The sequence below is a fragment of the Bacillus cereus group sp. BfR-BA-01382 genome (genome assembly GCF_022663475.1).
Taxonomy (GTDB): Bacteria; Bacillota; Bacilli; order Bacillales; family Bacillaceae_G; genus Bacillus_A; species Bacillus_A thuringiensis_S.
Map to the genome: position 1 here is coordinate 1 of NZ_JAKUFQ010000017.1, position 20,564 is coordinate 20,564.

A 20,564-nucleotide genomic window follows, 5' to 3' on the forward strand; every position below is an offset into this window, starting at 1 on the left:
CCAGAACAACCACAGCAAGAGAACATTCAAGTTCCAAGTGCACAATTAAATGAAGCCATTTCTAAAACATCAGACAAGATGTTACAAGATGGAATTGAAAGTGATTGGGTAGCTGTAGCGCTTTCTCGTTCTGGAAAGAATGTGCCAATTGAGGCAAAATTAAATTATGTTAAGTCAGTAACTGAAAAAGTAGAAAAGCGCATTAATCGTTTTTCAGCGACAGATTTAGCTAGAACAATTATTATGATGAATGCAATGAGTGCAGACCCTAAAAATGTAGGTGGACATAATTTAGTTCAAAAATTGTATGAGTCAGATAAAGTGAATTCTGTTACAGGTTATGCATTTGCTTTACTTGCATTTGATACGAAGAAGTATGAGATTCCAGTTGAATCAAAATGGAACAGAGTTGCTCTAGTGGAAGCACTGTTAAATAATCAGCATACAGACGGTGGATGGACTTATAATAGTTCAGGTAGTAAAGATAGTGCTAGTAGCGTTGATGTAACAGGTATGGTTTTATCAGCATTAGCTCCTTATCAAGAGCGATCAGATGTGAAACCAGCTATACAAAAAGCTGTTGCGTATTTATATAACGAACAGCTGCAAAATGGCGGTTTTTCAGCTGATGGACAAGAAAATTCAAATAGTACTGCGCAAGCAATTATTGGATTATCACTTGTTAAAGATGTAGATCAAAATCGTCTTCATAAGGCAATGCAAAACCTATTATCATATCAACTTTCAAATGGTGAATTTAAATGGTTACCAAGTGATCAAAATGGTAACGGAATGGCTACAGAACAGGCTCTTTTAGCATTACTTCAATTTAAGGAAATGGGAAAATCTATTTATGATTGGTCTAATGTAGACGCTGGTGATGTAATTAAGCCAAAACCGATTGAAGAGCCAGAAAAGGTCGTTGAACCAGAAAATAATGTAGTAGAAAAAGAAGTTACTGAAGAACCGAAAGAACAAAACCAAGTACAACAAGAAACAAAAGATGAAAATCTAAAAGTAGTTGTAGATAACGAACCGGTTAAGAATAAAAAAATCGGAAACGGTAACAGTCTACCAAAAACAGGAGCATCTTCTCATAGTGCAGCAACAGAAGTAGGTATGGGTGTATTATGTATTGCTTCTGCATATGTATTATGGAGACGTAAAGCAGCTTAACAAAAAATTAGGAGCAATTATTTGCTCCTAATTTTCGTATGAAAGGTGAGAGATAGGATGAGTAAGGTGAAATGGTTCATTTCTTTACTGCTTTCGCTTGGGCTACTTGCCGGATGTGAAGAGGCAGCTGTAAAGCCTGAGAAGAAGGTAGAACCGAAGCAAGAAGAGGTAGCGAAACAAGAAGAACAAAAAGATGAAGCGAAGCCGGAAGAAAAAACAGAAGAAAAGCAAGCTGAATCAGAGCAAAAGCAGCAAGAAGAGCAGAAAGAGAAACAAGAACAAAAAGTAGAAGAGAAGCCGAAAGAGGAAAAGCCGCAGGCACAACCAGAGGTAAAGAAAGAAGAGAAACAACAGGAACAACCGAAAGAACAGCCGGCTGTAAATAAGCAACCAGAGCAGCAACAAGCACAAGAAGAGAAACAACAACCGAAAGCACCAGAAGTAAAAGAAGAAGCAAAGGTTGTGAATCAGCCGAAAGAAACACCGAAGCAGGAGCAAAAGAAAAAGTCAGAAGAGAATAATAGTGTACCAGCTCCACCAACACCGGTACCACCACCAAACCCAGTGCCACCACCAGTACCACCACCAGTACCACCAGTACCTAAAGCAAAACAAGTAACAATCTCGGTAAAAGGAAATAACGGATATATAATGGGTGCGAAAAAGATGGATGTACAAGAAGGCGATACAGTGTATAAAGTATTGCAACGTACAGGATTAGATGTTGATGCAAGCGGATCTAGAGATAGTATTTATGTAAAAGGTATTAATGATTTATATGAAAAAGATATTGCGGATACTAGTGGATGGAAATATCGTGTGAACGGTGCTTTTCCAAACCATAGTGCTGGTGTAGCTACGGTAAAACCAGGAGATACAATTGAGTGGGTATACGTATTACAATAAGAAAGGCATTCGGTAAAGGGCTATGAAAATAAGTTTTTCTTCTTTACATCCTTTTGTGAATTTTTTCTATTATATCGGGGTGATGATACTATGTATGATGTGTCTTCATCCTCTTTTTTTAATTGGAGCAATACTATTAATTGTTATTTTAAATGTGATGCAAGGGAATAGCGAAAAGATAAGAAAGATGTTACCAAGCACAATTATTTTCTTTTTTATGGTCATTTTATTTAATTCGTTATTAACGCATAGAGGCCGAACGACATTATTTTGGTTAGGTGATAGCCGTATTAAGCTTGAGGCGATTATGTTTGGAATAGTAATGGGGTTATTACTAGTTGCAGTTATGTTTACGTTTGCGTCATACAATGATATTATTTCCAGTCATAAATTTTTATATTTGTTTTCAAGAATTTCACCGAAAGTTGCATTGTTAACGATGATTACAGTGAGATTTGTTCCTTTGTTTATAAGGCGATTAAAGAAAATCACACTCGTTCAAAAGACGAAAGGTGTGCAGGTAGATTCAGGTTCGATAATTGAACGCGTCAAAAATGGTATGCAATTGCTGCAAGTATTATTAATTTGTTCATTGGAAGATGCACTGCAAACGGCAGATTCTATGCAAGCTCGTGGATTTGGTGTAACGAAACGTACGACATATATTCGCTATAGAATGGAAAAACGAGATTGGTATACGCTCAGTTATTTAAGTATTCTATTTATAATTGCTATCATATGTAGTACGTATGGCGGAGGAAAGTTAATCATTTATCCGAAAGTCGAATCTATTTTATTTCAGCAATACGATGGGATGATGTTTATCGTATTTACGATGTTTATTAGTTTGCCAATTATAATGGAAGGAAGGGAATGGTTATGGTGGCGCATGCAGAAATAAACAATTTATCATTTGTATATGCTGATGAAAACGAAAAAGCGTTACAGCATATTTCTCTTTCTGTTCAAAAAGGAGAGTTTATTGCACTTGCCGGCGAATCAGGATCCGGGAAGACGACTTTATTAAAACATTTTAAAAAAGAATTACTTCCAATTGGTAAGCGTACTGGGGATACATATTATGATGGTACTTTATTAGAAAATGTACCTGATTTGTTATCTGCTCAAGAAATTGGTATGGTATTTCAAAATCCAGAAAATCAACTCGTAATGGATACAGTTATTCAAGAATTAGCATTTTCTTTAGAAAATATTGGGTTACCATCACATATTATTCAAAAACGAATAGCAGAGCTTATTAGCTTTTTAGGATTTCAAGATTTATTGCATCAATCTGTTCACATGTTATCTGGTGGGCAAAAGCAACTTGTTAATTTAGCTGCGGTATTAGTTATGCAGCCGAAATTGCTATTATTAGATGAACCGACAGCGCAGTTAGATCCAATTGCTGCAAAAGAGTTTTTAGGATTATTAAAACGGATTAATGAAGAACTTGGAATTACGATTATTTTAAGTGAACATCGTTTAGATGAAGTTATCCCGCTTGCAACACGCGTTGTTTGTATGGATAATGGCTGTATTATGTATGATGGTAGTCCTAAAACTGTTATTACGAATATGTGGGGAGTAGAAACATTCCGTCCATTTATTCCGCAAATTCCAAGGCTATTTTTAGAGTGGAATGTGAGAGATATTCCGTTTACGGTGCGAGAGGCGCAAATGAAAATGAATAATTTTTCGGCGATATCATATGTAAATGAGCTAATAGCACAAAGTGAAAAGCAAGAGGTAATTTTAAGCGCAGAGCATATTTCGTTCCAGTACGAAAAAAATAGTCCGCTTATTTTACGTGATTTATCAGTTTCGATTGAAAAAGGAAAATGGGTAGCGCTCGTTGGAAAGAATGGGACAGGGAAGTCTACACTGTTAACGCTTTTAGCTGGTTTGCAAAAAGTGAGAAGAGGGAAAGTAAAGTGGAATGGGAAAGTGATACATAAAATTGATTCGAAAGAACGATTTAAAAGTATTGGGTATGTATCGCAGCATCCATATTATCATTTTACATTTGATACAGTGTGGGATGAGGTGTATGAACGTGCACGTGAATTATACGGAGAACAAGGAAAAGAAATAGCAGAAGATACGCTAAAACAGTTTTGGTTGTACTCGCTTAAAGAACGCCATCCGCACGATTGTAGCGGAGGAGAGCAACAATTACTTGCGTTATGTACGACATTATTATCAAAGCCAACTTTATTATTACTGGATGAACCGACAAAGGGGCTAGATCCGTGGAAGAAAGAAAGAGTAGGAGAGCTATTTAGGAAGCTACAAAAAGAAGGTACAACAATTGTAATGGCAACGCATGATATTGAGTTTGCAGCGAAATACGTGGATCAATGTATGATGTTATTTGATGGGACAGTCATTATGAATGATGCACCGAAAGAATTTTTTAGTGGTAACTTCTTTTATACAACATCTATTAATCGATTCATTCGAAAAGAATTGCCATATGCATTAACGTGGGAGGATGTGTACGAAGCGTGTCCAAACGATATGTTGCATTCATAATATGTATTTTTGCAGTAATAATAGGCACATTACTCTTTACTACACTTATTATGGACGGTTATTACATGTTAAGTAGTTTGTTTTTATTAGTTGTTATTATGTTACCTTTCTATATCCGTTTTGAAAGGAAGGCGTTTGTTTCACGTGAAATTGTTCTCGTTGCTGTATTAGCGGCAATTGCAGCAGTAAGCCGGGTGCCATTTTCTATTTTACCAAGTGTACAACCAACTTCTTTTGTCATTATCGTTTCTGCAATTGTATTTGGAAGTGAAACTGGTTTTATGATTGGTGCTACAGCAGCAATCATATCCAATATTTTTTTAGGACAAGGTCCATGGACACCGTGGCAAATGTTTTCATGGGGCATGATTGGTTTTATAGCAGGTCTACTTCGTAATACATTTTTTATGAAAAAGCTATGGGGAAGACTTCTTTACGGAGTAATTGTTGGCTTTTTATTTGGCTGGATTATGAATTTCTGGGGCCTTCTCGGTTTTATACGAGAAGCAACGTGGGAAACTGTCATTTCGTATTATATCGCAAGTTTTTACTTTGATTTGAGCCATGCGATTTCGAATGTTATTTTCTTATTACTATTTAGTACTTCATGGATTACGATTCTTACAAGATTTAAAAAGAAATACGGTATATTAGATGAGCATAACGTGACATAGAAAAGCATACTCATATAAGGTAGGGTCGCGACTTACATATTCGTTTGCCTCTTTCATGCTTCTTACATATTGTAAGGAGCATTTTTTTGTCAAAAAATTGATTTAATATGCATCCGTTATTATATAAAATTATTTGTATAATGGTAGGTGAGAACTTTTTTCAAAAGTGAGGTGTATAGTTAATGAAGTTAGTTATTCCGAAGCAACATGGTGCATGGGCCATGCTTGTTATTCCTTTTTTATTAAGTGTCGTACTTGGGAAACCTACTATTTATCATATTCCATTGTTTTTAGCGTGGTTTTTTATCTATTTAGCCACGTATCCATTTCTTACGTACATAAAGCAAAGACGAAAAAAAGAGTTTTTACAAGCTGCCATTGTTTATTTCAGCATTGCGTTCCTATTTGGGATGATTTCTTTATTATATGAGTGGCGAATTCTTTTATTCTTAATAGTAATGATTCCATTATTTATAGTGAATATGTATTACGCCCGTCAAAAAAATGAAAGAGCACTATTAAATGATATTTGTGCAATCATTGTGTTTTGTATCGGTGGGTTAATTAGTTATTACTTTTCAATGAAGCAAATCGATCATACAGCTTTATTCATTGCACTTATTTCATTTTTATACTTTTTAGGTAGTACGTTCTATGTGAAAACGATGATTCGTGAAAAAAATAACCCGAAGTATCGTCTTATATCTTGGGGATATCATATCTTATTAACGATAATTGTATTTGCGATTAATCCGTGGTGTTCTCTTATTTTTATACCAAGTGTCATTCGAGCAATTGTGTTGTATGGCAAAAAAATTTCTATTATAAAAGTAGGAATTTTAGAAATTGCTAATTCTGTATATTTTTTAATCATAACGGCAATAATTATGAAGTATGCCATTTGAAAAAACTTCCCATCAATAGATGGGAAGTTTTTAATCTTTTTCTAAAATGTGAACGGTGTACTCGCAACGTTGAATAGCTTGTTCAACAGCATAAAGTGATTGTTCAATACGAGCGCGATTAAAATCTTTTTCAACTGTTTCGAGCGCTTCTTCTAAACAATTTTTAGCTTCTTGTAATGATTGAAAAGAATCTTGTACATATCCGCGAGCATTTTGATGCATTTCATAATCCTCCTTGCATGTTCGTATATGGGTAGTATGAACAGTAAGGAAGAAAATATAATTTGTTATATTTATTATATTTGTTTGACAATTAAAGTGGAATTACGTATAGTAAGAATTAAGTGAATATTTTCTTATCCAGAGAGGTGGAGGGACTGGCCCGATGAAACCCAGCAACCGCGATGCAGGTGCTAATTCCAGCAGAACATATTTGTTCTGGGAGATAAGACGAAGATATATACGTAACTTCTTCTTATCGGAGAGGTTTTTTTATTGCAAAAAAACCGATTACGAAAATTTATATTAAGAAGAAAGGGGTTGCGCATTACTGTGACACTCGAAAAATACGTAAAACTGCGTAGTACAGTTTATGAATATATGATAGAGCAAGATAAGCCGATATCATTGTTAGATATTCAAGAACATATCGTTTCGCATCATGAAGGAAAATTCACGAAAAAGATGTTGCATCAATTTTATTTATCAAGATTATTAGACGAACTAAAACTGGATGGGAAAATTACATTAGCTGATGAATATCTCTATGCTGAAAAAGGTGTATTGTATAAGGCGAGAAAAGGGAGCTAAGCTCTCTTTTTTTCTTAAAATAACGGAGTATGTAGAGTAAAAGACTGCTAAAGCAGCCTGATACAGGGAATGGTGTTGAGTGTGTAGTGTCAAAAATTGAATGTGCCTGAAAGAGGCAATTCATATCGGCTGCAAATGAAAAGAGACACCTTCGCCGAATAGGTGTCAGTCGTTTTGTCACGTAGACTTGCTACTTAACAGTAATTAGAATAACATGCAGGATTTTTGAAGTCAAAAGGGAATTAAAGGAAGGGGTACAATTATGTACGCTTACTTATTAAAAGATATAACGAAATGGATCCCAAAGTACATTGTAGATAAGGGATATGAATATTATGAAGATGGGCATGTAGAAGATGTTGAAATACAAGATAAAAAAGTGTTTGCTTTCGTTACTGGAAATGCAGGGAATTATGAAGTAGTTATCGATCTCGAAGATTTTTCAGAAAGTAACTGTGAGTGTCCCTATGAAAATTATTGTAAACATATGGTGGCAGTTGTTTATGATATTCAAGGTGCTGGTGAGAGTGCAGTTAAAGAGAAACTGAAAGATTTAAAAAAAGAAGAGTTACTTATATTATTAAATCGATTGTTGCAAAGTTCGAAAAACGTACAAATTGTAGAGAAGTTATTAAAGAAGGAGAAACTTTAACGTATAGAGGGAGTTGTTTTGTAGTGAACGTACTAATTATATATGCTCATCCTAACCCTTCAAGTTTTAACGCGGCGATTTTCAATCATGTGCAAAAAGGACTACAGGAAACAAATCATTCAGTTACCGTACTTGATTTATACAAAGAACAATTTGATCCAGTCCTCGTATTTAATGAAGAGAAGAAAAGACGCGATTTAGTAAATGAAGAGGAAACAGCTCGGTATAGAACGTTAGTAGAAGAAGCAGATACACTTCTATTCATCTATCCAATATGGTGGTGGGGGATGCCAGCAATTTTAAAAGGATTTATCGATCGTATTTTCGTAGCTGGATTTGCTTATAAATATGAAGGGGCTCTGCCGAAAGGATTATTGCAAGGGAAAAAAGCATGGGTTATTAATACGTTAGACTCGCCTCTATGGTACGTCGCATTGTTATATCGATCAGCAGATTGGATTATGATGAAGAGAGGTATTTTACGTTTTTGTGGCATTCGCGATATAAAACGGTCAGTGTTTCAATCTGTGAAAACGAGTAAAGTATCAAAGCGTGAGAAATGGTTATTACAAATAGAAGAAAAGGCTCGTGCATTATGAATGAAGTCGATCGTATTATAAACTGTGTTCAGTATGATGGCGAACTTTTTCGGAAGTATGTTACGTGTTTACTTCAATTGAAAAAATGCAGCGAAACATTTCAGCAAATTCAAATAGAGTTAAGAAATGATTATTTAATAAGAGGAATTTGTGAAAGAGAAGTTGATGAGGTAGTACGGGGAAGTAAAGAATATGAAATGCATTTTCTTCCTAAAGTATTACAGTGGAATTTTTTGAGGGAAAATCCACATCTAATTGAAAAAGTGTGCGAAGATTTTTTTGCATTTGAGTCATTACATCTTACGGAGTTAGAGTGGGAGAAGATTATAAATTTCATGGAAAATAAGTGATTTATTATGTAAAAAAGCTAGTATAAAACTAGCTTTTCGTTTAAATAAATAAGAAGCATAGACTAATGATAAAACCCGCATATAGTAAGTTCACAACACAAAATCCCATAATGTCACGAGCACCTAAACCAGCTATCGCTAATGCTGGTAATGCCCAGAAAGGTTGAAAGGAACGGTATTTGAATATTGATCTAGTTGATTAATATGCAGCAAGTGCAAAAGGATTTTATTTTCTTTTGTGGAATGTTATTTATATTTACCTTATTAAAATTTAGAAAGGAGAATATTTATGAAACATTCCTTAATGGAGACAAATTCAGAACCAGAAAAGAAAGAATCGTTGCTTACACGATGTGCAAATATATTTTCGAGATGGTCTCAGAAATATGTCCCGGATGCCTTTGTTATTGCAGTGCTGCTCACTTTATTTACTTTCATTATAGCTTTGTTGATGAATCCCTCAAATCCGTACAAAATCGTAAAATCTTGGGGGGATGGGTTTTGGACTTATTTAACGTTTACAATGCAAATGGTATTGCTAATGGTTACAGGGATGACGTTAGCTTCTGTCCCGTTTATTAATAGAGCCTTGCAGTCTGTTGCAAAGTTAGCCGATACACCTCAAAAGGCCTATACGATGACATTTTTGATCAGTGCAATTGCATACTATATCAATTGGGGGCTAGCCGTAGTTGTGGGAGCTATCATTGCAAAGGAAGTAGCAAAAAAGAATGCGAATGCACATTTTCCATTACTTGTAGCTGCTGCTTATGCTCCGACAGCCTTATATAGCGCAGGTCTCTCCAGTTCTATTGGCCTGACAATTGCCACAAAGGATCATTTTCTTGTAGATATGATTGGAATTATTCCTACCTCACAAACAATCTTTAGTTACTCTACTTTAATTATTTTTTTCACTCTATTCATCACGATGCCAATTATTATTGTACTTATGGCTCCAAAAAGTGGGATTATCAGCTATAAAGCAATCGAAACTGATACAAATTCTTTTGTAAAACCTCCTCAAAAAAGTTTAACTCCTGCGGAAAAACTGGAATGGACACCAGTTTTAGGAATAATATTAGGCGCAATCGGCACGTTGTATTGTGTTTATGAATTCATGAACGGTCATAGTTTAGATTTAAATATCATTAATTTGTTTTTCTTGTCACTTGGTTTGCTCCTACATGGTTCTCTTGGTAACTTTGCACAAGGATTTAAAGAATCTGCGCAATCCATTTCTCCAATTATCTTACAGTTTCCATTTTATGCAGGGATTATTGCTGTTTTAGGTAGTTCAGGTTTGGGAAGCTCAATCATTGAATGGATGGCATCCATTGCGTCAAAGGATACATTTGATATATTTACATATTGGTCAGCGGGGCTGGTAAACTTATTGGCGCCATCTGGCGGGGGGCAATGGGCTTTACAAGGACCACTGCAGGTCCCGGCAGGATTGAAGTTAGGTGTAGATCCGGCTACTATCGCTATGGCGGTAGGTTGGGGGGACGCATGGACAAATTTGATTCAGCCGTTCTGGGCATTACCTCTTTTAGGTGTGCTGGGATTGAAAATTAAAGACATTATGGGTTATTGTTTCATTCTTTGCATTTGGGTTGGCATAGTTACAAGTTTATTGATGTTATTTGTATATTAGCTTTAATAGGAATGCCAATACTATCAAGTAATACTATTAAAATGAAAAAACCTATTCTTTCTATAAATATATAGGAAAGGATAGCGTTTTTTTATGTCTATTCTTGTATCTGATGAATTACAATTATTTGCTTAAGAATTTTAAAGATTGTTATCTCCAAATATCTTACGAGAGATTACTAGGGATGTTGGTTTTGTGCAACAAACAGATAGGTACCAAGCAAGTATTTAGTTACTTTATATGCTTGGATGAGTCAAAATACCACTAAAACTTCTTTCACATGTATGGAATGTACGGTTTTTTATCCACAAGCTGTTCTTTATCAAGCTCAGCATGATGATCACCATTAACATTATGGTTGAAAGTATACAATATGGTATGGCAGAACCGAGAGTGTTGGAAGTACTACGAGAACTGTTGGACATTATTAATAAGCGACAATAAAAATTTTTTCCTGAACGCAAGAGGAGTTTTTTATTGGGAATAGTAAGGATGAGGGGAGGTGCATTACATATGGGAAAAGGTAGAAGTAATAATGCAGGTAAAAAGCAACCAAATTTCGATGATTCATCTAATTTCGCTAAACAAAGCCAACCGACAGAAAAGAAGAAGAAATAAAAAAAAGGATCTCTCTATATCAAGAGAGATCCTTTTTTACTATATTGACGTTTTAGCACAACAGATCGAGTGTTCAATTGAATAGTCATAACTGTGCAAGGTTTAAACTCCTGCTTCCACTACTGTGGAAGCTTTTCTAAATGATGTGCAATATCAATATACATATTTGAATAAACCGAATGTATTTCATTACTTGGCGTTGTGTTAGAAGAGAAATGAACGATTACCATATTTGCTTTCGGATCGATGTAAAGTGTTTGTCCGTAACTACCTAACACTTCGAAAGCACCTTGTTCATTGTGGGGAATCCACCATTGATTATGATAAGAAATAGAAGCGCCAATACTAATTTCAAGTTCACCTTCTTGTACATTTTTTACACTTTCTGTAATAGAAGAAGGGAGAATTTGTTTTCCGTTATATTCCCCGTTGTTTAATAGTAATTGCCCGAATCTCGCCATATCTCTAGCAGTTGCATTTAAGCCAGCGCTTGCTTGTTCTATTTTCATTTCATCTGTAACGTAATACGCGTTTTCTTCCATACCAATTTGAGACCAAATTCGTTCGCTTACATTTTCAGCTAGTGATTTACCAGTAATAGTTCTAATAATCCAAGCAAGCGTTTCTGTTGATCCGTTATTGTAAGAAAAGGAAGAACCAGGCGGTGCAGTTTCTTCGGCTTCCCGTAACATATCATAAATTTTCATCGGACCGTCGTAATTTTTGCCGCGGGGTAAAATATTGCTAGCTAAATATAATTGTGCATCTTGATTTTCTAGCCCAGGTTGCTCATATCCATGAGTAGGATATTCAGCTGAAACTTGCATGTCCATTAATTGCTGAAGTGTGGCATTACCGAACGGTGTGTTTTTTAATTCTTTTATGTAAGTGTCAGCTGTTTTTTCTAAGTCAATACGTTTTTCTTCAGCGAGAGATTGTATAATTGCCCCGGTAAAGACTTTTGCTAATGATGCCATACCATGAGGTTCATTCTGTTTATACTCATTGAAATATCGTTCATAAACAAGTTGTCCATTATGTACAACGACAAAAGCATCTGTTTTGTTATCGTCTAAAAGTTTTTTTAGAGGAGTTGTATTTCCGAATCTACGCTCCACAGCAAAATCATCTAAGTTTTGCAATGCGGAAGGGAAGTGAGCAATTTGGTCAGGGTTGTTTTTTACGTTATTAACTAAAGTGAATTCTTTCATATGTGTATACGACCAACGTAAGTAAGGGTCATTTAACCAGTTTTCTTTTGTCACATTATGTTTTGATGGGGTCGTTTTATTATGTTTGAAGTAAGTAAACCCAAGCCCTGTAATTACAAATATGAATGTTAGTATAAGTAAGAGTAGGGGAGATTTTTTTAGTTTCATATATGGCCCTCCTTTTTATTTCTACTATAAGTATACGCTCGTCTTGAAAGAAATACAAAATAAGGAAAGTAAACGGGGAAGTTTACTTTCCTTATTAACGTTAAGCGGAAATTTTTCCGTCTGTAGGTTGTTTCTTGAATTTTTGTTTTCGTCCGTGTAATCCGTAATATAAAAGTAAAGTGAACGCAACGATAATAGCTGCGATAAAATACATATTATGATAACTGGATTTCGCTGCGACAATACCTAAAATGAAAGAACCAAAACCAATACCACTATCAAAGAATGAAAAATACGTAGCTGTCGCAGAACCACGTCTATGGTTTGGGGCGGCAGAAATTGCAATCGTTTGGAAACTCGGAATTAATGTTCCGTAACCTAAACCGATTAGCATACCTGCGCCAAGGAACCAAAATGAAGTTTGTGCTTGGCTTAATATGAACATTCCGATTGTGAAAATAATGATTGCAGGGTAAACGAGTACATTTTCACCGAAGCGATCAAAAATCTTTCCTGTAAATGGACGAGAAATGACAACAACAAGTGCGTATACAATAAAGAAGTAACTTGCAATTTCACTTAAACCGAGTTCTTTCGCATAAATAGGAATAAAGGATAAAATACCACTATAAGAAAAGGCTAAAACAAATCCTGTAAGTGCAATCGGAATAGAAGATGGTTCGATTAAGTCTTTCCATTTCATTTTTTCACGTTTTTGTTTGCTAACAGGTGCTTCGTGAGGAATATCGACAAGTAGCCCTAATAAAAATGCAAGTAATGAAAATACGGAACAAACGATAAATAATACAGTAAACGAAAAATGAGAAATAATTGTTAAACCTAAAAAAGGACCAATTACCATTGGCAGACTCATAAATACGCCGAAATATGCAAGTGCTTCGCCTCGTCGATGAGCTGGCGCAACATCAGTTACAATCGTACCAGTAGCTGTCGTTGCCATCCCGAACCCAATACCGTGTAAGAAGCGAAGGGCAAGTAATAAGAATAAACTTTGCGCACCGAAATACATAACAGTAGCGGCTAAAAATAATGAAAGTGAAATAAATAATATTTTCTTTCTTCCTAAATCATCGAGCCATTTTCCTGTGAATGGTCTACATAAAACAGAAGAAATAAGAAACACAGTTGCAACTAAACCAATTTCCTCAGGTTTTCCTTTTAGGCCGTCTATTACATAGACAGGCAGAGTAGTCATAAGCATGTAAAATGTTAAGAAGAGAAATAGACTACTAAAACAAGTTCCGAGGAAATCCTTCGTCCAAAGTTTCTCACTTTGCATCGTCATCCCTCCAATTTAATCTAAATTTTTAATAATTTGTTGTAACATTTGAAATGCTTGATGTAAATCATCTTCGTTAATACCTTCTAGCGTTTTTTCTTCGAAAGTGTCAACTTCTTCTTGCCATACTGGAATCATCTTTATCGCTGTTTCGGATAAAGAAATAAGCTTCTCGCGGCGATCTTTACCTTCTGTACGAATAATCCATCCCATCGTTTCCATACGTGTTAACGTACGAGTCATCGTTGGTGATTCAACATTTAAATACTGGCATAATTCTGTTTGCGTACAAGAACCAGTTTGATTAATGCGGAAAATAACAGCCCATTGCGCACTAAATAACCCTGTTGGAGATACACGTTCATTAAATTTCTTCGTAAACTTTCGAGAAGTCTGGCTGACGATGTGAAAAAAATGTTGTTTTTCGTCCATGTATTTTGATCCTTTCAAATTAGTTACCTAGCTAACTATATACTTTTTTATAATAATTGTCTAGTAATAGACATGTTGATTTATGTAAAAAATTCTTATAGGTTTTATGTTGCGAACGTATATTCTACGTGCTATTCTTTAATTAAGTAAAGAATTTTCTTTCTATTAAATAGAATGGGGGAACTTGTGATGATTAAGCCTGCAACAATGGAGTTTGTTTCACTATCGAACGGAGAAACGATTGCATATCAGGAAGTTGGAAGGCGAAATACAGATATTCTTGTACTCATTCACGGGAACATGACATCGTCACAACATTGGGATTTAGTCATTGAAAAGTTGCAAGATCAATACCATATTTACGCTCTTGATTTAAGAGGGTTTGGACAATCAACGTATAATCGATCGATAGATTCATTACAAGACTTTGCAGAGGATGTAAAATTATTTATCGACGAGTTAAAGCTAGAGAAATTCTCATTAATGGGCTGGTCAATGGGCGGTGGCGTTGCGATGCAATTTACAGCGAATCACCCAAATTTTGTAGAAAAGTTAATTTTAGTAGAATCAGTAGGAATGAAAGGATACCCAATCTTTAAAAAAGATACGAATGGGCAGCCGATTGTATCAAGTTTAGTAAAGACGAAAGAAGAAATTGCGCAAGATCCAGTACAAATCGCTCCAGTATTAGATGCGATAAAAAATATGAACAAACTATATTACCGTACAGTATGGAATCTATTAATATATACACATAATCAACCTGAACCGGACCGTTATGAAAAGTATTTAGATGATATGTTAACGCAACGTAATTTCGTAGATGTGAATTATGCGCTCATTACATTTAATATTTCAGATGAACATAACGGGGTTGTAGAGGGAAGTAAGCAAATTCATCGTATTAAAGCGCCAACACTCGTCATACAAGGTGATAGAGATTATGTCGTACCGCAAGTAGTCGGTGAGGAATTAGCGAAACATTTGCCAAATGCAGAGTTGAAGGTATTAGAAGATTGCGGACACTCACCGTTTATTGATTGTTTAGATGTATTTATAAAACATGTAGAGAATTGGTTAGAACAGAAATAATCCCCGAAATGAGAAGTGTTGCATATACTATAACATTTGTATGTATAAGGGGAGATTATCAATGCATAAACCATCCTTAATCGCTTATTCGCCATATAATCATCATATCTATACAAAAATAATGATAGATCCGATGTATATGCAAGTTTCACCAGCTGTAGTTCCTTTACAAATGCAGCAGCCACTAACAGTTCATATGCAACATTACTTATATGGACCATCATTTTATGAAAATCCATATTTTAAACACTTTCATTACAATGTGAAAGCGCAAGTTTGGGAAGGATAAGATAACAAGCTAAAAGGTTCATTCTTTTAGCTTGTTTTTTATTGCGAATATTCGTACACGCATTTGAAGAAACAGTTTATAATGAAAAGTGGAAGCGTGAGAAGGAGAGGGAAAGGGATGTCAATGCGTTTTACTTTTTGGATTATGGTTGGGATTGTAGCAATCTCGGGTTTGTCACAAGGAATGCTCTTACCTGCCATTGCAATGATTTTTGAACAAGAAGGGGTTAGTTCAAGTATTAATGGTATTCATGCGACGGCATTGTACATTGGGATATTAGTCATTTCGCCGTTTCTTGAAAAACCGATGCAAAGGTTTGGAATGAAGCCGATTATTGTTATAGGTGGGTTTCTCGTTATTATTTCATTATTCTTTTTTACACAAACATTTTCGTTTTGGGTATGGTTTATCCTTAGATTTCTAGTTGGAGTCGGAGATCATATGCTTCATGTCGGAACACAAACATGGATCACGACAACATCGGACCCAAGTAAAATAGGGAGACAAGTATCGATATACGGTGTATTCTTCGGAATTGGTTTTGCCGTTGGTCCGTATTTAGCAAGCACTGTGCAGTACGGTCTTGCGACACCATTTATTATATCTACTGTACTTTGTTTAATAGGTTGGCTTTTACTACTTCCAACAAAAAATGCATTCCCAGCGCAAGATGAAAGAGAAGTGAAGAGTGAATCATCATTTTCTCGTTATAAACAAGTTGTTGGATTAGGATGGATTGCACTGCTAGGTCCACTTGCATATGGCGTACTTGAAGCAATGTTAAACAGTAACTTACCAGTATACGCACTTCGTAAAGGGTGGTCTGTTTCAGATGTATCCTTCTTATTACCAGCATTTGCAGTTGGGGGTATTATTACACAAATTCCGCTCGGTATATTAAGTGACAAATACGGAAGGGACCGTATATTAACGTGGACGTTTAGCATAAGTACGGGAATTTTTCTACTTGCCGCCGTATTTGATCAATATTACTGGATTGTCTTTGCCTGCATGCTTTTAGCGGGTATGGTTATTGGATCGTGTTTCTCTTTAGGGCTTGGATTTATGACTGATTTATTACCGAGACATTTACTACCGGCAGGTAATATATTATCCGGAATCGCTTTTAGTTTAGGAAGTATTATGGGGCCTGTATTAGGCGGCGTATTTATAGAAAAAATACAGTATACAAGCTTTTTTATTGCGGTTATGATTATAATGGGAATTCTAGCAATGTTATATATGGTCTACATGAAGAATCAATTCGCATCAAGAAAAATAGAAAGTAGGTTAGGGCATGACAAAACAACCTAATAAAAAGAAATTTGAAGTACTAGAAAATGAAACAATTACAGACTGCTTAGCACGTATGGAACAAGAAGGCTACGCTCCGTCTCGTCGTATGGAAGAGCCGATCTTTCATGAAGTAAAGAAAGACGGCAAAACAGTAGTTGAGCCGTGCGGTAGGAAGATTGTTTTTGAAGGGAAATTGAAGTAATCCAATAACAAATTCTCTTTATCGTATAGAGCCATCCAATAGCTGGATGGCTTGTTTTTTTATTAATCAATGAAGGAAGGAATTAATTAAAATGAATCTTCCTTTCATTTCTCCTAATTGGCTTCTTTATATGGGTCAAAAGATTGCTACTTTTTTTGTATATTGGTAAAATAAGTTCTTGGGTCTTACTTATCGTTATCGGTATAATGTTTGTCGCTTAACGTAAAGAAATTAGTTACAATGATTCCATAATATTTAAAGGGGGTACAGCAACGATCCCCTCTTTTTGGAGCCACTCACAAACGTAAAGCAAGAGAAGAGGCTATATGAACTATTCTTCTATCTTGTTTAGATTAAACGAGTTACTGCAATTGGAACAGGTAGGTATATGAAACTAGTCGACATCCTGATGGATCATGTTTTTCTAGCAATCTATCAATTCTGATGGAATTGATAGATTGCTAGAGAATGGAAAATGATTATCTGTATATTCCGAAGTAAATGTAACAGAGTGTCCTTCCATAATTAAGGGTAAAACCAAAATACGTTGTTTTAAAGAATGATTTGTTAGAACTGGTTATAAGTAATAAAACAGAAAAGAGGATCACATGTTAGATACTTTACAGAGAAGTAAAAAGTTTTTTTTATTATGTCTTATTTTTTTAGTGCTTTTAACTGCTTGTGGTAATACAGATGTTAAGACATCTAAAGCTTCATTACCACCGGCTGAATCTAATATAGATACATCATTAAAAGCACCAAATTGGGTAGAGAAGAGTCCTATCCAACAGTCTCCTAATTTTACGGAAGATAAAAAAGTAAAATCGGTTGTGAATTTAATAGCAACGGGTGATAATTTATATCATGACGCAGTAATTAAAGATGGCAAACAAAAAGACGGTTCATATGATTATAACTATATTTATGAAAATATCAAAAAAGCTGTTAAATCAAGTGATCTTGCTATCGTGAACCAGGAGACTCCAATTGCAGGAAATAATCTAAAAGTACAGGGATATCCGACTTTCAATACACCTGAAGAAGTAGGACAATCTTTAGTGGACACTGGATTCAATATAGTGACTCAAGCGACAAATCATGCTATGGATATGGGTATTAAAGGTGTTGCGAATACAAGAGAATACTGGAAGAAATATCCGGATGTTATCCCAGTAGGCATGAATGAGAGTCAAAACGAGCGTAATGAAATAAAAACGATTACAAAAAATGGTATTCGCTTTGCGTTACTAAATTATACATATGGTACGAATGGAATTAAAATTCCGGCTGATAAGTCTTGGGCTTTAAATTTAATTGATAAAAAAGCGATACAAAATGATGTGGAAAAGGCAAAGAGTAGCTCTGATATGGTGATTGTTATGGTGCATTGGGGAGTAGAATATACCTCAACACCTTCAAAGCAACAAAAAGAAGTTGCTCAATATTTAACAGATTTAGGTGTAGATGTAGTAATTGGAAATCATCCACATGTAATTCAACCAATTGAGTGGAAACAAAATAAAGAGGGACATGAAACGCTAATCTATTATTCTCTTGGAAATCTTATTTCTGCGCAAGAAAAATTAGAAACATTGGTTGGAGGATTATCTTATGTACAATTTGTTAAGTATGAAGATAAAACTTTTGGTATACGACAAGCGGCAATCGTACCGACAGTAACCGACTACGCTGATGGTAAGAAACAATTTAAAATTCAATTTTTAAAAGATTATTCGGATGAAGATTCTAAAAAACATGGAATTAAAAAATTTGTCGGCCCCGTTTCTTTGAAGGATTTTAAGGAGATTCCTAGAGACGTGTTGGGAAATTGGTATAAAGACTAATAAACAAAAAGGGAATGAGATACAATTAAAAAATTTATAATTTTAGCATTGGTATTGGCAATGGGATGGAGTCTTGCTGCTTGTAGTGGAAAGCAAACATCTCAGGAAACTACTAATAATAACGATAAAAATAAAAAAGAGATACATGCGAATAAAAAAGATGTTTTACCTATCTCTGATCCTAATGATTGGAGAATTATTCTTGTAAATAGAGAGCATATGTTATCAAAGGAACTAGGAATTGAATTAACAAGTATTACCCAAAATGCTAAGCCGAATATGAAAATAGATAGTAGAATTGCAACTTCCTATCAGGATATGGTAGCAGCTGCAAAAAAAGAGGGAATCAATCTTTATTTAAGATCAGGTTATCGAGCTATAAAATTACAACAAACCTATTATGATGCTTCAGTTAAAAGCTATAAATCTCAAGGCTTGTCGGATAAAGAGGCTAGTGCTAAGGCGTTGGAATATCTTCAGTATCCTGGTGCAAGTGAACATCATACTGGATTAGCGTTAGACATTATTTCAGTTGAATGGCAGAATACTGTAGAAGATTTAAATGCAAAATTTGAAACTACCGATGCATTCAAATGGTTAGATAAGAATGCTGCAGAGTATGGATTTACTCTCCGCTATCCAAAAGATAAAGAGAATATTACTGGCATTAAGTATGAGCCATGGCACTATCGTTATGTAGGAAAAGAAGTTGCTGTTTATCTAAAAGAAAAAGGGTTAACTTTAGAAGAATATAACGAAAAAATTAAGTCTGGTAAGTAAAAATATGCTTTAATTTTATTAAACATTATGCACTGCTACAGGAAAAGGTGAATCTGAGGATGTGTTAACCTTCCGCCTAGTATTGTAAAAACTGAGTATGATAATTTGAGCACGTATGAACCAGTTATCGTGTAAAAAGATGTATGTATTAAGAAATTAAAGTTAAGGATCTGATATTCATATCAGATCCTTTTTCTATCGTTCTTTTAAGAGCGACTGAGCCAAAATATTGGAATGAATATAGAAACAAAACAGCCAAAGGAATAGTATAACGAATCAGGGAGTCTACTCGTACGCTTCATTGGGATTATCCAGAAATAGTTGTTGATGAAATAAGAAAGAACTGGTCTTACTCTCAAGCAAGGATTTAATACGAATGAATTGGATAAAAGGTAGTAATAAAAAACACTGCGCCTGGCAGTGTTTTTTATTATTTCTGCACATAAATACATAGTCATATTGATTAAAGTTTCACTTTATTGAAGAAAAATGCGAAAGCCATTCATAAAATATGGAAATGTTAAAATCCCTTTGATAAAATAGCAATATGTAAAAATAATTATTTGTTAATTCTTAATGTAATGAATATTCATGTTTAAATATACGAATTTAACTACATAGTTATTGTGCTAAAGGGGGAGAAAGATGTTAGATGAATTGTACAATGCTTTTTTAAATGCGTCTGGTTTTACAGAAAGTGCGAGGAAACGAGATCGGTATGATGATTTACATGATTATTTAAAAGATAAAGAAAGAGAGTTAAAGCAATTCATTCAAGAGGCTGAATCAGCGAAGAGAGAGTATGAGAGTAAAAGTAATGGTTTAGAAGCTAATAAAATTCCGGCAGTTGAATTTGAACAAAAACGTCATGAAAAGGATGAAGACTTAAATACAGTATTATCCTATTTTAAAAGTGCATTAAGCGATATTGGATCTGCAAAAAGTACAGCTTATGCAAAGTATTTGGAATATAAAGCGAAAGCAGAATCGGAGAAAGCGTCAGCATACGCTGCAGCGACCAAGGCTTTTGAAGAAAAGAAAAAGGAATTTGAAAACTTTATCCATTAA

22 protein-coding genes, 2 pseudogenes and 1 riboswitch are annotated in these 20,564 nt (G+C 34.9%); of the genes and pseudogenes, 19 read left to right on the top strand and 5 right to left on the bottom strand.

Translation table 11 applies throughout. The features are described 5' to 3' along the window. The 6 genes from MR160_RS09870 to MR160_RS09895 all read left to right on the top strand — a co-directional run. Nucleotides 1-1,176 (top strand): prenyltransferase/squalene oxidase repeat-containing protein (locus MR160_RS09870; protein ID WP_242297287.1); only part of this gene is annotated, 1,176 nt, incomplete at its 5' end. A 57-nt stretch (nucleotides 1,177-1,233) separates the two neighbouring features. Beyond that, complete coding sequence (locus tag MR160_RS09875; protein ID WP_000048890.1) at nucleotides 1,234-2,082, top strand: DUF4430 domain-containing protein; 849 nt, start codon at nucleotides 1,234-1,236, stop codon at nucleotides 2,080-2,082. 22 nt (nucleotides 2,083-2,104) lie between these two features. After that, nucleotides 2,105-2,983: an energy-coupling factor transporter transmembrane component T gene (locus MR160_RS09880; RefSeq protein WP_041488131.1), complete on the top strand. Its 879-nt coding sequence runs from the start codon at nucleotides 2,105-2,107 to the stop codon at nucleotides 2,981-2,983. Continuing rightward, a complete protein-coding gene (locus MR160_RS09885; protein ID WP_242297289.1) occupies nucleotides 2,956-4,617 on the top strand; it encodes an ABC transporter ATP-binding protein in 1,662 nt (553 codons plus the stop codon). The genes MR160_RS09880 and MR160_RS09885 overlap by 28 nt, the downstream gene beginning before the upstream one ends. Continuing rightward, nucleotides 4,590-5,291 carry an ECF transporter S component gene (locus MR160_RS09890; protein ID WP_000044893.1) on the top strand — a complete coding sequence of 234 codons (702 nt, stop codon included), beginning with the start codon at nucleotides 4,590-4,592 and terminating at the stop codon, nucleotides 5,289-5,291. Before MR160_RS09885 ends, MR160_RS09890 begins: the two co-directional genes overlap by 28 nt. A gap of 182 nt (nucleotides 5,292-5,473) precedes the next feature. After that, the gene (locus MR160_RS09895; protein WP_000779995.1) at nucleotides 5,474-6,196 is read left to right on the top strand and encodes a YwiC-like family protein; all 723 of its coding nucleotides are present in this window, start codon (nucleotides 5,474-5,476) and stop codon (nucleotides 6,194-6,196) included. Between the two features lie 30 nt (nucleotides 6,197-6,226). Here MR160_RS09895 and MR160_RS09900 read toward each other — a convergent pair whose 3' ends face one another. Beyond that, nucleotides 6,227-6,418 (bottom strand): hypothetical protein, encoded by a 192-nt coding sequence (locus MR160_RS09900; RefSeq protein ID WP_000554032.1) that lies wholly within the window; start codon nucleotides 6,416-6,418, stop codon nucleotides 6,227-6,229. Between the two features lie 131 nt (nucleotides 6,419-6,549). Continuing rightward, a riboswitch (SAM riboswitch) is annotated at nucleotides 6,550-6,648 on the top strand. A gap of 100 nt (nucleotides 6,649-6,748) precedes the next feature. Between MR160_RS09900 and MR160_RS09905 the strand changes: the two genes are divergently transcribed. From MR160_RS09905 to MR160_RS09920, 4 genes are all read left to right on the top strand, one after another. Next, nucleotides 6,749-7,006: a hypothetical protein gene (locus MR160_RS09905; RefSeq protein ID WP_000171476.1), complete on the top strand. Its 258-nt coding sequence runs from the start codon at nucleotides 6,749-6,751 to the stop codon at nucleotides 7,004-7,006. A 262-nt stretch (nucleotides 7,007-7,268) separates the two neighbouring features. Continuing rightward, the gene (locus MR160_RS09910) at nucleotides 7,269-7,658 is read left to right on the top strand and encodes an SWIM zinc finger family protein (RefSeq protein WP_000271530.1); all 390 of its coding nucleotides are present in this window, start codon (nucleotides 7,269-7,271) and stop codon (nucleotides 7,656-7,658) included. 23 nt (nucleotides 7,659-7,681) lie between these two features. Then, entirely contained in the window at nucleotides 7,682-8,257 is a 576-nt protein-coding gene (locus MR160_RS09915; protein ID WP_001101572.1) for an NAD(P)H-dependent oxidoreductase, read from the top strand. Then, nucleotides 8,254-8,607, top strand: a complete 354-nt coding sequence (locus tag MR160_RS09920; protein ID WP_001006472.1) for a hypothetical protein — start codon at nucleotides 8,254-8,256, stop codon at nucleotides 8,605-8,607. The genes MR160_RS09915 and MR160_RS09920 overlap by 4 nt, the downstream gene beginning before the upstream one ends. Nucleotides 8,608-8,647: 40 nt before the next feature. Here the strand turns inward: MR160_RS09920 and MR160_RS09925 are convergent. Further along, nucleotides 8,648-8,773 (bottom strand): annotated as a pseudogene (locus MR160_RS09925) (TIGR00366 family protein); the annotation flags it as partial. Between the two features lie 123 nt (nucleotides 8,774-8,896). On the opposite strand from MR160_RS09925, the gene MR160_RS09930 reads away from it, so the two are divergent. Next, entirely contained in the window at nucleotides 8,897-10,264 is a 1,368-nt protein-coding gene (locus MR160_RS09930; protein WP_000682890.1) for a short-chain fatty acid transporter, read from the top strand. A gap of 147 nt (nucleotides 10,265-10,411) precedes the next feature. Then, nucleotides 10,412-10,560: pseudogene (locus tag MR160_RS35310) on the top strand (IS4 family transposase); the annotation flags it as partial. Nucleotides 10,561-11,001: 441 nt separating this feature from the next. Here the strand turns inward: MR160_RS35310 and MR160_RS09935 are convergent. The 3 genes from MR160_RS09935 to MR160_RS09945 form a co-directional block, all read right to left on the bottom strand. Continuing rightward, nucleotides 11,002-12,261: a serine hydrolase domain-containing protein gene (locus MR160_RS09935; RefSeq protein WP_242297291.1), complete on the bottom strand. Its 1,260-nt coding sequence runs from the start codon at nucleotides 12,259-12,261 to the stop codon at nucleotides 11,002-11,004. A gap of 100 nt (nucleotides 12,262-12,361) precedes the next feature. Continuing rightward, nucleotides 12,362-13,561 carry an MFS transporter gene (locus MR160_RS09940; RefSeq protein ID WP_001190320.1) on the bottom strand — a complete coding sequence of 400 codons (1,200 nt, stop codon included), beginning with the start codon at nucleotides 13,559-13,561 and terminating at the stop codon, nucleotides 12,362-12,364. Between the two features lie 15 nt (nucleotides 13,562-13,576). Next, nucleotides 13,577-13,993 (bottom strand): MarR family winged helix-turn-helix transcriptional regulator, encoded by a 417-nt coding sequence (locus tag MR160_RS09945; protein WP_000343679.1) that lies wholly within the window; start codon nucleotides 13,991-13,993, stop codon nucleotides 13,577-13,579. 189 nt (nucleotides 13,994-14,182) lie between these two features. Between MR160_RS09945 and phaZ the strand changes: the two genes are divergently transcribed. The 7 genes from phaZ (at nucleotide 14,183) to MR160_RS09980 (ending at nucleotide 20,564) form a co-directional block, all read left to right on the top strand. Beyond that, entirely contained in the window at nucleotides 14,183-15,085 is a 903-nt protein-coding gene (phaZ, locus tag MR160_RS09950; RefSeq protein WP_000594887.1) for an intracellular short-chain-length polyhydroxyalkanoate depolymerase, read from the top strand. Nucleotides 15,086-15,146: 61 nt separating this feature from the next. Next, entirely contained in the window at nucleotides 15,147-15,374 is a 228-nt protein-coding gene (locus MR160_RS09955; RefSeq protein ID WP_000549501.1) for a hypothetical protein, read from the top strand. 117 nt (nucleotides 15,375-15,491) lie between these two features. Continuing rightward, nucleotides 15,492-16,688, top strand: a complete 1,197-nt coding sequence (locus tag MR160_RS09960) for an MFS transporter (protein ID WP_000062804.1) — start codon at nucleotides 15,492-15,494, stop codon at nucleotides 16,686-16,688. Then, nucleotides 16,672-16,872 carry an NETI motif-containing protein gene (locus MR160_RS09965; RefSeq protein WP_000166303.1) on the top strand — a complete coding sequence of 67 codons (201 nt, stop codon included), beginning with the start codon at nucleotides 16,672-16,674 and terminating at the stop codon, nucleotides 16,870-16,872. The genes MR160_RS09960 and MR160_RS09965 overlap by 17 nt, the downstream gene beginning before the upstream one ends. A 608-nt stretch (nucleotides 16,873-17,480) precedes the next feature. Beyond that, the gene (locus tag MR160_RS09970; protein ID WP_000887594.1) at nucleotides 17,481-18,716 is read left to right on the top strand and encodes a CapA family protein; all 1,236 of its coding nucleotides are present in this window, start codon (nucleotides 17,481-17,483) and stop codon (nucleotides 18,714-18,716) included. A 48-nt stretch (nucleotides 18,717-18,764) separates the two neighbouring features. Continuing rightward, on the top strand, nucleotides 18,765-19,496 hold the full coding sequence (locus MR160_RS09975) for a M15 family metallopeptidase (protein WP_000241993.1): 732 nt from the start codon (nucleotides 18,765-18,767) through the stop codon (nucleotides 19,494-19,496). A 645-nt stretch (nucleotides 19,497-20,141) separates the two neighbouring features. Next, on the top strand, nucleotides 20,142-20,564 hold the full coding sequence (locus tag MR160_RS09980) for a hypothetical protein (protein ID WP_000883462.1): 423 nt from the start codon (nucleotides 20,142-20,144) through the stop codon (nucleotides 20,562-20,564).

Bases quoted from the DNA above. Each gene is read 5' to 3' on its own strand.
- MR160_RS09955 (WP_000549501.1), top strand. From the start codon at position 15,147: ATGCATAAACCATCCTTAATCGCTTATTCGCCATATAATCATCATATC.
- MR160_RS09895 (WP_000779995.1), top strand. From the start codon at position 5,474: ATGAAGTTAGTTATTCCGAAGCAACATGGTGCATGGGCCATGCTTGTT.
- MR160_RS09965 (WP_000166303.1), top strand. From the start codon at position 16,672: ATGACAAAACAACCTAATAAAAAGAAATTTGAAGTACTAGAAAATGAA.
- MR160_RS09940 (WP_001190320.1), bottom strand. From the start codon at position 13,561: ATGCAAAGTGAGAAACTTTGGACGAAGGATTTCCTCGGAACTTGTTTT.
- MR160_RS09920 (WP_001006472.1), top strand. From the start codon at position 8,254: ATGAATGAAGTCGATCGTATTATAAACTGTGTTCAGTATGATGGCGAA.
- MR160_RS09885 (WP_242297289.1), top strand. From the start codon at position 2,956: ATGGTTATGGTGGCGCATGCAGAAATAAACAATTTATCATTTGTATAT.
- MR160_RS09960 (WP_000062804.1), top strand. From the start codon at position 15,492: ATGTCAATGCGTTTTACTTTTTGGATTATGGTTGGGATTGTAGCAATC.
- phaZ (WP_000594887.1), top strand. From the start codon at position 14,183: ATGATTAAGCCTGCAACAATGGAGTTTGTTTCACTATCGAACGGAGAA.
- MR160_RS09875 (WP_000048890.1), top strand. From the start codon at position 1,234: ATGAGTAAGGTGAAATGGTTCATTTCTTTACTGCTTTCGCTTGGGCTA.
- MR160_RS09935 (WP_242297291.1), bottom strand. From the start codon at position 12,261: ATGAAACTAAAAAAATCTCCCCTACTCTTACTTATACTAACATTCATA.
- MR160_RS09880 (WP_041488131.1), top strand. From the start codon at position 2,105: ATGAAAATAAGTTTTTCTTCTTTACATCCTTTTGTGAATTTTTTCTAT.
- MR160_RS09900 (WP_000554032.1), bottom strand. From the start codon at position 6,418: ATGCATCAAAATGCTCGCGGATATGTACAAGATTCTTTTCAATCATTA.
- MR160_RS09945 (WP_000343679.1), bottom strand. From the start codon at position 13,993: ATGGACGAAAAACAACATTTTTTTCACATCGTCAGCCAGACTTCTCGA.
- MR160_RS09910 (WP_000271530.1), top strand. From the start codon at position 7,269: ATGTACGCTTACTTATTAAAAGATATAACGAAATGGATCCCAAAGTAC.
- MR160_RS09970 (WP_000887594.1), top strand. From the start codon at position 17,481: ATGTTAGATACTTTACAGAGAAGTAAAAAGTTTTTTTTATTATGTCTT.
- MR160_RS09930 (WP_000682890.1), top strand. From the start codon at position 8,897: ATGAAACATTCCTTAATGGAGACAAATTCAGAACCAGAAAAGAAAGAA.
- MR160_RS09980 (WP_000883462.1), top strand. From the start codon at position 20,142: ATGTTAGATGAATTGTACAATGCTTTTTTAAATGCGTCTGGTTTTACA.